The organism is Caballeronia sp. Sq4a (genome assembly GCF_023170545.1).
Taxonomy (GTDB): Bacteria; Pseudomonadota; Gammaproteobacteria; order Burkholderiales; family Burkholderiaceae; genus Caballeronia.
Window position 1 is genome coordinate 491,426 of the sequence record NZ_CP084250.1, and the last position, 13,329, is coordinate 504,754.

Here is a 13,329-nt window from a genome sequence, read left to right on the forward strand (position 1 = left end):
CAATCCGGCGAAAGCAGCAAGGAAGGGCGCGCAAGCAGCCGGCGGCGCGCAAGCGGATGTGATCGGTAACGGCAGTCAACCCGATGCCGCCGCCGTTGCTGCTTCGATCATCGAGGAGGCGGCTCTGAGCGAAGAGCCGCATTTGGAAGAACAGACGGCTGCTGTCGTCACCATAGGCGGCATGCCCGTTCATGCCGCGCAGCCCATCGATAAAGCGACGCCGGCACGAACCGGCGCGCGCGCGCAGCCAGTGAGCAACACGTCACTGCAAGCGCAACGTGCTCGCAGCCTGGTTACGGCCGTTCCCAAAGAGACGAGGAAAGACATGCATCGCGCCACCAAGATTGTCGCCACCATCGGTCCGGCGTCGAGTAATCCGGAAATCCTGCTGCAGATGATGCAGGCCGGGCTCGACGTCGTTCGCTTCAACTTTTCGCACGGCACCGCCGACGATCATCGCCAGCGCGCCGAGTGGGTGCGCGAGGCGGCGCGGCAGGTCGGCCGCGAAGTCGCGATCATGGCGGACCTGCAAGGCCCGAAGATTCGCGTCGGCAAGTTCGAGAACGGCAAAACCATGCTGGTCGCGGGCAACACGTTCATCCTCGATGCCAACTGCGAGATGGGCAACAACGATCGCGTGGGCCTCGACTACAAGGACTTGCCGCGCGATCTGCGCGCGGGCGACGTGCTTCTGCTCAACGACGGCCTGATCGTGCTCGACGTGACGCGCGTGATCGGCGAGGAGATCCACACGACCGTGAAGGTCGGCGGCGAGCTGTCCAACAACAAGGGCATCAACCGGCAGGGCGGCGGCCTGACCGCGCCCGCGCTGACCGAGAAGGACATGGAGGACATCAAGACGGCGATGTCGCTCGGCGCGGATTTCGTCGCGGTGTCGTTCCCGAAGAACGCGACGGACATGGAAATGGCGCGGCAACTGGCGAACATCGCGGGCGCGCCGTACGGCATCAAGCCGAAGATGATCGCGAAGATCGAGCGCGCCGAGGCCATTCCGGCGCTGCAAGGCATTCTGGATGCCTCCGACGGCATCATGGTGGCGCGCGGCGATCTCGCGGTGGAAGTCGGCAACGCCGCGGTGCCCGCGCTGCAAAAGCGCATGATCCGCATGGCGCGCGAGTCGAACAAGCTCGTGATCACGGCCACGCAGATGATGGAATCGATGATCCACGCGCCCGTGCCGACCCGCGCCGAAGTCTCCGACGTGGCGAACGCCGTGCTCGACGGCACCGACGCCGTCATGCTTTCCGCCGAAACGGCGGCGGGCAAATACCCGGTCACGACCATCGAAACGATGGCCGCCGTGTGCATCGAAGCCGAGAAGTCCGAGGAATCGCAACTGGACCGCGATTTTCTGGACCGCACGTTCACGCGCATCGATCAGTCGATCGCGATGGGCGCGTTGTTCACCGCATTTCATCTGGGCGCGAAGGCCGTTGTCGCGCTGACGGAATCCGGCTCGACGGCGCTGTGGATGTCGCGTCACTGGACCCATGTGCCGATCTTCGCGCTGACGCCGCGCGTGGGCAGCGAGCGGACGATGGCGCTGTATCGCAACGTCACGCCGCTGCATCTCGACACCAACATGGATCGCGACACGGCGCTGAATCAGGCGCTCGAAGTGGTCGTGTCCAAAGGCTATGCGGCGCGCGGCGACATGGTCGTGCTCACCGTCGGCGAGCCGATGGGACAGGCGGGCGGCACGAACACGCTGAAGATCGTGCGCGTCGGCGACCATTTCTGATCGGCGCGTTTCAACGCATGGCAAGGCGTTCGCGGTCCGATCCGCGAACGCCCAAGAGCGCGCTGGACGATTCGAACGCAAGTCGTCGCCACGAAGAAGGCGGAAGCTGCCAAAGATGCTGACAGGAAGCAAAGAGCAGAACCGTGCGCGCGAAGGATTTCGTTTCACATCCTGGAGTTTCGCAATGCCTCTCGTATCAATGCGTCAATTGCTGGATCACGCAGCCGAACACGGCTACGGCCTCCCGGCATTCAACGTGAACAATCTGGAACAGGTGCAGGCCATCATGTCGGCGGCGAACGAAGTCAACGCGCCCGTCATCATGCAGGCGTCGGCCGGCGCGCGGAAGTACGCGGGCGAAGCGTTCCTGCGGCATCTGATCGAAGCGGCGGTGGAGTCGTATCCGCACATTCCGGTCGTGATGCATCAGGACCACGGACAGTCGCCGGCCGTGTGCATGGCGGCGATCCGCTCCGGTTTCACGAGCGTGATGATGGACGGCTCGCTCGAAGCGGACGGCAAGACGGTCGCGTCCTACGAGTACAACGTCGATGTGTCGCGCAAGGTGGTCGAGTTCTCGCATTCCATCGGCGTCACGGTCGAAGCCGAACTCGGCGTGCTGGGCTCCTTGGAAACCATGAAGGGCGACAAGGAAGACGGCCACGGCGCGGAAGGCACGATGACGCGCGAGCAGTTGCTGACCGACGTCGAGCAGGCCGCCGACTTCGTGAAGCTCACGCAGTGCGATGCGCTTGCCATTGCCATCGGCACGTCGCACGGCGCGTACAAGTTCTCGAAGAAGCCGACCGGCGATATCCTCGCGATCGACCGCATCAAGCAAATTCACCAGCGCATTCCGAACACGCATCTCGTGATGCACGGGTCGTCGTCGGTGCCGCAGGAGTTGCTGGCCGAAATCCGCGAGTTCGGCGGCGACATGAAGGAAACCTACGGCGTGCCGGTCGAGGAGATTCAGGAAGGCATCAAGCACGGCGTGCGCAAAGTGAACATCGACACGGACCTGCGTCTCGCCATTACCGGCGCGATACGCCGTTATCTGTTCGAAAATCCGTCGAAGTTCGATCCGCGCGACTATCTGAAGCCCGCGCGCGAGGCAGCGAAAGAAATCTGCCGTCAGCGGTACATGCAGTTCGGCTGCGAGGGCATGGCAGGCAAGATCAAGCCCGTCACGCTCGACAGGATGGCCGACAAGTACAAATCCGGCGAACTCGCGCAGATTGTCCGGTGAGCGGCGCAGGTCTGAATTAAGCTCGCTTCATTTGTAAAGTAAAATCAACGGGTTCCGGCAACGGGACCCGTTCGCTTTTTTTCCATCGCCGCCGCGCAAGGCTCGCGGCGGCGATTCACTTTTTTCGGCACCTCTTCGGTACATGACGATGTCCACGCTCTACGAATCCACGATCAAATCGCTGCCGCTCCTCGGCCGTGGCAAGGTCCGCGACAACTACGCCGTCGGCAACGACAAGCTGCTGATCGTGACGACCGACCGCCTTTCCGCCTTCGACGTGGTGATGGGCGAGCCGATCCCGAACAAGGGCCGCGTGCTCAATCAGATGGCCGATTTCTGGTTCGAAAAGCTCGGCCATATCGTGCCGAACCACAATACGGGCATCGATCCGGCTTCGGTGGTCGCGCCGGACGAAGTCGAGCAGGTGAAGGGTCGCGCGGTCGTCGTGAAGCGCCTGGAACCGATTCTCGTGGAAGCAGTGGTGCGCGGCTATCTCGCGGGCAGCGGCTGGAAGGACTATCAGGCGACGGGCGCCGTCTGCGGCGTGCAACTGCCGCCGGGCCTGCAAAACGCCGAGAAGCTGCCCGAGCCGATCTTCACGCCGGCGGCGAAGGCCGAGATGGGCCACCACGACGAAAACATCACCTACGACGAGATGGAGCGCCGCATCGGCACGGAACTGTCGGCGACCATCAAGCGCATCTCCATCCAGCTGTACAAGGAAGCGGCCGAGTACGCGGCCACGCGCGGCATCATCATCGCGGATACGAAGTTCGAGTTCGGCCTCGACAACAAGGGCGAACTGTTCCTGATGGACGAAGTGCTCACCGCCGATTCCTCGCGCTTCTGGCCGGCGGACGGCTACACGGTCGGCACGAATCCGCCGTCGTTCGACAAGCAGTTCGTGCGCGACTGGCTCGAAACGCAGCCGTGGAAGAAGGAACCGCCCGCGCCGAAGCTGCCGGACGACGTGATCGCGAAGACGTCGGAGAAGTATCAGGAAGCGCTGCAACGCATCACGGGCAAGACGCTGTCGTAATGTCGGCACGCGCGCCGTGGCACCGACACCGGCACGGCGCGCTCGGATCGAGGGAAAAGCAATGAGCGAAGTACAGACCGGAGCGCATGCGCACGATGCGCCGCTCGTCGGCGTGTTGATGGGCTCCAGTTCCGACTGGGACGTGATGAAGAACGCGGTCGCGATCCTGCAGGATTTCGGCGTGCCGTACGAGGCGAAGGTCGTCTCCGCGCACCGCATGCCCGACGAGATGTTCGCCTACGCGGAAAGCGCGCGCGAGCGCGGACTGCGCGCGATCATCGCGGGCGCGGGCGGCGCGGCGCATCTGCCGGGCATGCTCGCTGCGAAGACGACGGTGCCGGTGCTCGGCGTGCCGGTGGCGAGCAAGTATCTGAAGGGCGTCGATTCACTGCATTCAATCGTGCAGATGCCCAAGGGCGTGCCGGTCGCGACGTTTGCAATCGGCGAGGCGGGCGCGGCGAATGCGGCGCTCTTCGCGGTGTCCATCCTGAGCGTGACGGATGCGCGCTATGCCGAAGCGCTCGCCGCGTTTCGCGCAAAGCAGAATCAGGCCGCGCACGCCATGACGCTGCCGCCGCTCTGAGCGTTCCGTCGGCCGGGCCGCGCGTCTCGTGCGCGGCGTCGGCGAAACTCCCCATACAGGTTATCCGCCAGTCCCACGATGAACCCACAAAACTCCCCGAATTCCCCCATTCTGCCGGGCGCGTGGCTCGGCATGGTCGGCGGCGGCCAGCTCGGCCGCATGTTCTGCTTCGCGGCGCAATCCATGGGCTATCGCGTGGCCGTGCTCGATCCGGACGAAACCAGCCCGGCGGGCGCGGTGGCGGATCGCCATATCCGCGCGGCGTACGACGACCAAGCTGCGCTCACCGAACTCGGCCGTCTGTGCGCGGCGGTATCGACGGAATTCGAGAACGTGCCGTCCACGAGCCTCGATTTTCTGGCGTCGCTCACGTTCGTGAGTCCGGCGGCGAGTTGCGTCGCGATTGCGCAGGATCGTGTCGCCGAGAAGCGTTTTATCGCGCGAGCCGGCGTGCCGGTCGCGCCGCACGTGGTGATCGAATCGCCGGAAGCACTCGCCGCGTTGTCCGACGATGAAATCGCCGCCGTGCTGCCGGGCATTCTCAAGACCGCGCGCCTGGGCTACGACGGCAAAGGCCAGGTAAGCGTGCGCAACGTCGACGAAGTGCGCACGGCGTACGGGTCGCTTTCGGGCGTGCCGTGCGTGCTGGAAAAGCGCATGCCGTTGAAATACGAAGTGTCCGTGCTGATCGCCCGTGGCGGCGACGGCAAGTCCGCCGTGTTTCCGCTCGCGCAGAACTCGCACGTGAACGGCATTCTCGCGAAGACGGTGGTGCCCGCGCCGGACGCGTCGGACGCGCTCGTCGCGCAGGCGCAGGACGCGGCGCTCACCATCGCCGCGAAGCTCGGCTACGTGGGCGTGCTGTGCGTCGAATTTTTCGTGCTGGAAGACGGCACGCTGATCGCGAACGAAATGGCGCCGCGTCCGCACAATTCCGGCCACTACACGGTCGATGCCTGCGCCACGAGCCAGTTCGAGCAGCAGGTCCGCGCGATGACCGGCATGCCGCTCGGCGACACGCGCCAGCATTCGCCGGCCGCCATGCTGAACCTGCTCGGCGATATCTGGTTCGACGATGGCCAGGACGACAAGCCGCGCCCGCCCGCGTGGACCGAGGTCGTGGCGATGCCGGCGGCGCGGCTGCATCTCTACGGCAAGGAGGAAGCGCGTCCGGGCCGCAAGATGGGGCACATCAACTTCACGGCGGCGACGCTCGAAGAAGCGCGCACGGCGGCGCGCGACTGCGCGCGCATGCTGCACATCGCGACCGACTGAACTCTCAGGCAACCCTTAAGCAGTAGTTAGGCAATGACCATCATTTACCCGAGCGCGGCGCAGATCGACGAAGCCGCGGCTCTGCTCGACGAGGGCGAACTCGTCGCGTTCCCGACCGAAACGGTGTACGGCCTCGGCGCCGATGCCGAGAACCCGGAGGCGGTCGCGCGAATCTATGCCGCGAAGGGCCGGCCGGCGAATCATCCGGTGATCGTCCACCTCGCGCCGCAGGCGGATCCCGGCTACTGGGTGCGCGAGTTGCCCGCCGATGCACAAAAGCTCATCGATGCCTTCTGGCCCGGTCCGTTGACCTTGATTTTGAAGCGTGCCGCGCATATTCCGGCGGCGGTGAGCGGCGGGCAGGACTCGGTCGGGATTCGCTGTCCTTCGCATCCGGTCGCGCAGCAGCTTTTGTCGGCGTTTCATGCGCGGCGTCAGGGATCAGGCAGGCAAGCGGGCGTGGCCGGGCCTTCGGCGAACCGCTTCGGCCACGTCAGCCCGACTACCGCGCAACACGTCCGCGATGAGTTCGGCAGCGCGGTGCATGTGCTCGATGGCGGCGCGGCGGATGTCGGCATCGAATCGACCATTCTGGATTTGTCGCGCGGCTTTCCGGCGTTGCTGCGGCCGGGGCATGTGAGCCCGCAGGCCATTGCCGACGTGATCGGCACCGCGCCGCGTCTGCCCGATGGCGGCGATGCGACCGCGCCGCGCGCGTCGGGCACGCTCAAGGCGCATTACGCGCCGCGCACGCCGCTGGCGCTGTTGCCGTTCGCGGCGATCGAGCCGCTGCTCGCGGCGTTCGATCGCGCGGGTGGAGGGAAGCTTGCGTTGGTCGCGCGGCCGTCGAGCGCGGGGGAGTGGGCGCATGCGCCGCACGTGCATTTCGTCGCCGCGCCGGAAGACCCACAGAGCTATGCGCGCGAGCTATACGGCTTGCTGCGGGCGCTGGACCGGGCGAATGTCGAGCGCATCTTGATCGAGAAGTTGCCCGAGACGGCGGAGTGGGTCGCGGTGAACGATCGGCTGGGAAGGGCGGCCGCGGCGTTCGAGGCGCAGGAATAAATCGGCGCTTCGAATATTTTATCGGGCGATAAAACAACCGTCTGCCGCGCGCAACGCGCGGCTGCGTGCTGACATCCATTATGTCGGCCAGTTGATTCAGCGCTGCTGATCGGACCTTTCTGATAAGCGGTTGTCTTGGCGCAAAGTAATCACTCGTTGACTTGATTAACAGCGGCAATATCGCCGATAAAAGCGCATCGCTCGGAAAAAAATCGCCAGTCTGCGTGAATCGAGTCCTTCGGTCACGCGGTAATATCACGCACTGCGAAAGGATCATGAATTCCCATTTCGCTTTCTCGCGTGCGTTAAAAGCATCTCGTCCGCTTTAGCCGAATCAACAACCTTACCCGCTGCTGGTACTCGATGAACCCTGCCGATTCATTTCTGGACTCGACCGATTTCATCAAAATGAGCGCCGAAGTCGTGGAAGCGCGACGCATGTATAACGGACGCCGGCTCTGGCGCGCGACGAACGGTATTGTTCAACATGGACTTCTCAAAGGCTACTTTCTCGGTGAACGCGCCACCTGGCGTTACGAAGACACCGGAACGAAACTGCTCGGACTTTACGAACTCGAGGTCTGTGAACTCATCGGCAGGATTCATGGTGGCCGCAGCACATTCATCGACCTCGGCGCGGCCGACGGTTTCTACGGGATAGGACTCGTCTCCACGGGCCTCTTCGAGCGTTCCATTTGCTACGAGATCGATCAAGCGAGCCGCGACAACCTGCGACACCTCGCCATCGAACGCGGAATCGCGAACCGGGTGGATATTCGGGGCGCCGCCACTTCCGGTTTTGCCGACGAACTCGCCGCACAAGGCGTCGATTTCAAAGACGCGGTGGTGCTTTGCGATATCGAAGGCCATGAATTCGAGACGCTCACGGGAGAATGCCTTCGCACGCTGAGGCATGCGCATGTCATCGTCGAGATTCACGACTTTATGATCGTGGGCCCGCAGCGGCACGAATGGCTGCCGAGTCTCATCGCCCGCGCAAGCGAATTTTTTGATGTCGCCGAGATCAAAGCCGGCGCCCGCGACTTGTCGCGCATTCCGCTAATTGCCGATCACTGGACCGACTCCGACCGTTGGCTCCTATGTTCGGAAGGGCGCGCAAAGCCGATGACCTGGCTTCATTTCGCACCGAAGCCGGATTCACAATTCAACTGACCGATTGATTTTCGCCACACGAAACTTCACTGCATTCGGGCGCCCTGGCCGGAAGCCGAAACGCAGTGAAACGAGGAGGTACGCACGCATCGTACATTGTAAGGAATAGTTGATATGAATAAAACCAATTTCCCGCTTAAACCCATTCTCGTCGCTCTCGCCACAAGTTTCGCAGGTTTAGCGATGAACTCGGCCTCCGGACAAGCCATCATTGAAGGTAATGGAACGACGACCGCGAATACCGGCGTGCTGATCGGTAACAACGGGACGCATAACAGCATCGAGGAAAGCGTGGTCGTCGGGGATGGCGCAATCGTGGACGGGGGAAATCAGGCGCCAGCGCAAGCCGCCGTCGCGATCGGCTTCGGTGCGCGATCGCAGGAGAACGGCGTGGTGATCGGCCGCAACGCAATCGCGATGAATAATCAGGCGACCGTTATCGGCGATAACGCCAACGCGGGCTTTCGCGCGCTCGCCTTGGGCATCGATTCCCAAGCGGCGGACGCGGCCGTTGCGGCCGGCGCAGGCAGCACCGCATCGAACGCCGCGGTTGCAGTAGGGCGCAATGCAAGCGGAAGCGGCAGCGGTGCGGTAGCGATCGGCAGCAATGCCTACGGGCAGGGCGCGACGTCGGTTGCCATCGGCAACGGTACGACCTCGGCCGGACAGAGCTCGGTGGCTATTGGCAACTATGCGTTCGCGAAAGGCCAGAACTCCGTGGTTATCGGCGCGAGCAGCTACGACGGCGGCCAGAGCAATGTCGTGAGCGTCGGGCGAGCCGGGGCCGAGCGACGCATCATCAATGTGTCGGCCGGCACGCAAGGCACGGACGCAGTCAACGTGAACCAGCTGCTGCTCCTGGCGGATGGCACGGCGTCGGCACTGGGCGGCGGCGCGGCGGCGCTGCCCGATGGAAGCATCATGGCGCCGTCGTATGTCGTCAACGGCGTCACGTATCGCGATGTCGGCAGCGCGCTCAACGGCGTGGACAGTTCCCTCACGAACATCAACACGGCCATTGCGAACATCGCGAGCTCGACGAACGGCGCCAACGGTGCAGCGCAAGCGACGGACACCGGCGCCGTGCGATACGACACGAAGGGCGGTTCGTCGCCGGATTTCGACAACGTGACGCTCGGCGGGGCGAATGGCACGGCGATCCACAACCTCGCGGCCGGTTCGGCCGACATGGACGCCGTGAATCTCGGCCAACTCGACTCAGCGATGTCCGCGATCAGCAGCAGGATCGCGAATCTGTCGGTGGCGGGCGGCGGCAATCCGCTGTTCGCGGCTGACGGCAACGCATCGACAGAAGCGGCCGTCGCAAGCGGCATCCATGCGACGGCAATGGGCGCGAACGCGACGGCGTCCGCCGATAATTCGGTCGCGATCGGCGCGAACTCGCGTGCGGATCGCGCGAATACCGTTTCCGTCGGCTCGGCGGGTGACGAGCGGCAGATCGTGAATGTGGCGGCCGGCACCCAAGGCACGGATGCCGTCAACGTCAATCAGTTGAACGGCGCGGTGCAGCAGGCGAACGGCTATACGGACCGAGCGGTGTCGGGCGCGAACGCTTACACGGACAGGGCAGTCGCGGCGGGCGTCCAACAGTCCAGGAACTACACCGACAAAGCCGTGGCGACGGTTCTCGCCATGCCGAGCATTCCGATGCTCCAGGCGGGCGAAAAATGGGTGGGGACGAGCGTGGGCGCGTATGGCAGCCGCGTCGGCATCGGCGTGGCGGCGGCGTATCAGGCGTCGGCGAATCTGAACGTCGGAATGGGCGTTTCGACGACCGATAGCGGATCGGCGGGCATCAAGGCGCAAGTCGGATACCGCTGGTAAGCGGACGGATGATATCAACGCGCTTCTTCGCTCTACTTATTTAGTATCCCTGACGAATAGCAGCGCTTGAGGTGTAACGGCAGAGAGAGCTAGCTGACTTCGCATTCGACCGCGTGCGTAAAAGCGCTGAAAAGCAACAAGAAACAGAGCCGCCCAGGCCGAAACCAGGGCGGCTCATTAAAGCGCATCAACGCGAGACGTTATTTCCCCAGTCCCGACTTCGCGATCGTCTGCTCGGCAGTCTGCGCGTAAAGCGCATGCAGATGCGTCGTCGGATGCACGGTATCGGCGTACATGTACGTCTGGTCCGCGCCGGCCACGGTCTGCGTCTGCGGCGAGCAGAACAGCGACGTGGCGAACGCCTGCGGATTCGGCTCGCCGAACTTCTGCGCCGCCGCGGCCATCGCCTGAAGGTTGCACGCGGTGCCCGTATTCGACACCGCGAACCCGTACTGCTGATAGTTCGCCGTGATATTGGCGAGCGCCGGCACGATGTCGAGATAGATCACCTTCGACATGAGTCCGGTTTGCGTCAGCGCGCCCGCGAGCACCTGATTGAACCCGAGCGATGCCTGCGTGAGCAGCGCGCGCGTCGACGCATTGCTCGCCACGCCCTGCGGCGTCGCGCCGATATCCGGCACATTCGACACCAGCACGTGCGTCGCGCCGCTCTGCACGATCTTGCCGATCACGCCCGCGAGATCGATCGCCGCCTGTCCGATCGCCGCCTGCGCCTGCGCGGGGCTGATCTGCCCGGCCTGCACCGCGGTCAGGTTGTAGAGGATGTCGTTCGCGCCGCCGTTAACGATCACGAGCTGATTCGAATTGAAGCTGCCATGCGACGACAGATAGTTCGTCACCTGCTGCACGACCGGCACCGTCAGCGCGCCCGCGTAGTTCGCCGGGTCGGTGCTCTGATGGCCGACGCCGATAGGATTCGTCACGCGCGATCCGCCTTGCGCGTAGCCGAAGCCGGTGAGCGTGGTCGGCGGCGCGCCGAAGCCGCCGCTCATCGCGGGCGTGAGCGTGTCGCCGTAATACTTCGCGACGTCCTGCACCCAGATTTCGCCGGGGTTCGTCGTGAAGCGCCCGCCGCCGAAATTCGCGGCCGCGACCGGCGAATACGTGCCGACATCGGAGAGGCTGTCGCCGAAGGACACGACTTGCAGCTTGATGCCGCCCGCGGGCGTCGAATTGTTGTTGTCGCCGCCGCCGCCGCACGCTGCGATGAAGGCGAATGCCGCGCTCGCGGCCGCAATGCGCGTGGTGCGTACGAATGCGGCGCGCATCGAGAGTTGCTTCTTCATGGACCTCGTCTCCGTTTTCGGTGTTTTGTATTTGTTTCTCGCGGCGCTCGCGGCCGCGTTGCTGCTGTGTCACTGCCGCGTCTCATTGTGCCGCAAAGCAGGCGAATGTCGAGCGATGCGGCCGGCGGCTCATTCATCCGCTCAGCCAGGACGCGCGACCGGCGACGCGCGCCGTCCCGACAGCGTACACGGCGCGCGAGCCCCGGCGCGCGCGACTTCGTAGAAGAAATCTTCGGCTCTCGCGCACGATCGTTCGCGAAATCGCGGGTTTTGCAGGATTGCCGCTCCCGCGACGTCGTGCATGCCCGCCTAGTCTTCGATGCCCGGCTTGCGCGCGCCTTCGTAGACCCATTCGAGCAACGCGTCATGGGCAGCGCGCGCCGCTTCCGCGCGCGGATCGTTGATGAAGCTCACCACGACATAGCTTTCGCCGTTGGCCGCGCCGACGTAGCCCGCGATGGCGCGCACATCTCGCAGCGTGCCGGTCTTGATGTGCGCGTTGCCGCCCGCGCCCGCGTTCGTCAGGCGGTTGCGCATGGTGCCGTCCACGCCCGCGATCGGCAGCGATTCGACGAAGACCTGCGCGACCGGGCTGGCGTTCGCGGCCTGAAGCACGTCGGCAAGCGACGTCGCGGAGATTGCTTCGTCGCGCGAGAGTCCCGAGCCGTTGTCGAGCGAAAGGCCGTCCATCGGCAGCGCGCTGCGGCGCAGGAAGGTCTGGATGGCCTGCGCGGACTTCGCGGTCGTCGCGGGCGGCTTCGACTGCACCGCGCCGATGGTCAGGAACAGGTTGCGCGCCATCACGTTGTTGCTGAACTTGTTGATGTCGCGCACGATGTCTGACAGCACCGGGCTGCGATGCGTGCCGACGAGCCGCGCGCTCGAAGGCGTCGGGCCTTCGCGCGTCGCGCCCTGGAACGTGCCGCCCGCCTGCTTCCATAACGCGAGAAAGCCGCCCGCGAAGAAGGTCGAGTGATCGAGCGCGGCGACGTTGATGGTGCGCGAGCCGCAGCGCAGCGGATAGTCGCCGATGAACGACGCCTGCACGAAGCCGCCCTGCGTCTGCGCGACGCTCGGCGACGCCGCCGGCAGCGTGCCCGCGCACGCGCCGCGCGTGACGCGCAGTTCGTTGTCGATCTGAAGCTGCGCGAGTTGAGGCAGCACGTCGATGGACACTTGCCCGTCCGGATTCGGCGTCAGCGTGAACGAGAGCGACTTGAACGCATACAGCAGCGGATCGGGGCCGACGTTGTACGGCGCGGCTTCGTCGCTATCGAAGGCGGGCAGATCGCGCGTGGAGGCGTCGAAGTAGCGCTTGTCGAGCACCAGCGTGCCGTCGATGCCGGTGATGCCGTTCTTGCGAATCTGCTCGACGAGATCGATCAATTCTTCCGGCACGAGCTTCGGGTCGCCGGTGCCCTGAATGTACAGGTTGCCGTGCAAGACGCCTTGCGCGTCCACGTCGCCGTCGGCGTAGGCGGTCGTCTTCCAGCGGTAGTCCGGCCCGAGCAGCGAAAGGCCCGCATATGTAGTAACGAGCTTCATCGTCGAGGCCGGGAGCATCGGCCGGTCGGCGTTGATCGCGACGAGCGGCTCCGGCGCGCCGATTCGCTGCACGACGACGCTCATCGACGAAAGCGGCACATGCGCGTGGGCGAGCGCGCTCATCACGGAGGCGGGCAGCGGACCGGCCGGCGCGACGCGTGCAACCTTCTCCGCCTTGGCGCTTTTCTTCGCGCCGAAAGCGCCGCGCGCCGCGCGCTCGGGCGCGTGCTTCTGCGAGTCGGACCGCGTGCCGCCGCGGGCGTGGGCGTCCGGTGCGTGGGACAGTCCGGCGCAGGCGAGCGCCGCCGCGAAAGCGAGCGTCGACAGACGCGCGGAAAGTGAACGGGGAATAGCGGAAAAGAGCGGCATACGGACGTGCGTTCTTGGTGTGAGTTCTGAGACTGCCCCGCGCGGCTGGGCCGGGCCGCGCGGGCGAAGCGGCTATTGTAGACAAGCCGGCTTGCGGAAATCGTACGCGGCGGGCCG

General features: G+C 64.7%; 10 protein-coding genes. 8 read left to right on the forward strand and 2 right to left on the reverse strand.

Annotation, left to right across the window (positions count from 1 at the left end; all coding sequences use genetic code 11):
* Window positions 1–325: 325 nt before the first annotated feature.
* The 8 genes from pyk (at window position 326) to LDZ24_RS02350 (ending at window position 9,991) form a co-directional block, all read left to right on the forward strand.
* On the forward strand, window positions 326–1,762 hold the full coding sequence (gene pyk, locus LDZ24_RS02315; RefSeq protein ID WP_175940593.1) for a pyruvate kinase: 1,437 nt from the start codon (window positions 326–328) through the stop codon (window positions 1,760–1,762).
* A gap of 184 nt (window positions 1,763–1,946) precedes the next feature.
* Window positions 1,947–3,011, forward strand: a complete 1,065-nt coding sequence (gene fba / locus LDZ24_RS02320; RefSeq protein WP_248321314.1) for a class II fructose-bisphosphate aldolase — start codon at window positions 1,947–1,949, stop codon at window positions 3,009–3,011.
* 148 nt (window positions 3,012–3,159) lie between these two features.
* A complete protein-coding gene (locus tag LDZ24_RS02325; protein ID WP_175939569.1) occupies window positions 3,160–4,050 on the forward strand; it encodes a phosphoribosylaminoimidazolesuccinocarboxamide synthase in 891 nt (296 codons plus the stop codon).
* 61 nt (window positions 4,051–4,111) lie between these two features.
* Window positions 4,112–4,633 (forward strand): 5-(carboxyamino)imidazole ribonucleotide mutase, encoded by a 522-nt coding sequence (gene purE / locus LDZ24_RS02330; RefSeq protein ID WP_248321315.1) that lies wholly within the window; start codon window positions 4,112–4,114, stop codon window positions 4,631–4,633.
* A gap of 78 nt (window positions 4,634–4,711) precedes the next feature.
* Window positions 4,712–5,908, forward strand: coding sequence for a 5-(carboxyamino)imidazole ribonucleotide synthase (locus LDZ24_RS02335; protein ID WP_248321317.1), 1,197 nt, complete (start codon window positions 4,712–4,714; stop codon window positions 5,906–5,908).
* A 33-nt stretch (window positions 5,909–5,941) separates the two neighbouring features.
* Window positions 5,942–6,973, forward strand: coding sequence for an L-threonylcarbamoyladenylate synthase (locus tag LDZ24_RS02340; protein WP_248321319.1), 1,032 nt, complete (start codon window positions 5,942–5,944; stop codon window positions 6,971–6,973).
* A 363-nt stretch (window positions 6,974–7,336) separates the two neighbouring features.
* Window positions 7,337–8,146 carry a hypothetical protein gene (locus LDZ24_RS02345; protein ID WP_248321321.1) on the forward strand — a complete coding sequence of 270 codons (810 nt, stop codon included), beginning with the start codon at window positions 7,337–7,339 and terminating at the stop codon, window positions 8,144–8,146.
* Window positions 8,147–8,329: 183 nt separating this feature from the next.
* Window positions 8,330–9,991: a hypothetical protein gene (locus LDZ24_RS02350; RefSeq protein ID WP_248321323.1), complete on the forward strand. Its 1,662-nt coding sequence runs from the start codon at window positions 8,330–8,332 to the stop codon at window positions 9,989–9,991.
* A gap of 200 nt (window positions 9,992–10,191) precedes the next feature.
* Here LDZ24_RS02350 and LDZ24_RS02355 read toward each other — a convergent pair whose 3' ends face one another.
* Both LDZ24_RS02355 and dacB read right to left on the reverse strand, forming a co-directional pair.
* Window positions 10,192–11,298, reverse strand: coding sequence for an SGNH/GDSL hydrolase family protein (locus LDZ24_RS02355; RefSeq protein WP_248321324.1), 1,107 nt, complete (start codon window positions 11,296–11,298; stop codon window positions 10,192–10,194).
* Window positions 11,299–11,607: 309 nt separating this feature from the next.
* Window positions 11,608–13,212, reverse strand: a complete 1,605-nt coding sequence (gene dacB, locus LDZ24_RS02360) for a D-alanyl-D-alanine carboxypeptidase/D-alanyl-D-alanine-endopeptidase (RefSeq protein ID WP_248321325.1) — start codon at window positions 13,210–13,212, stop codon at window positions 11,608–11,610.
* Window positions 13,213–13,329: the final 117 nt, after the last annotated feature.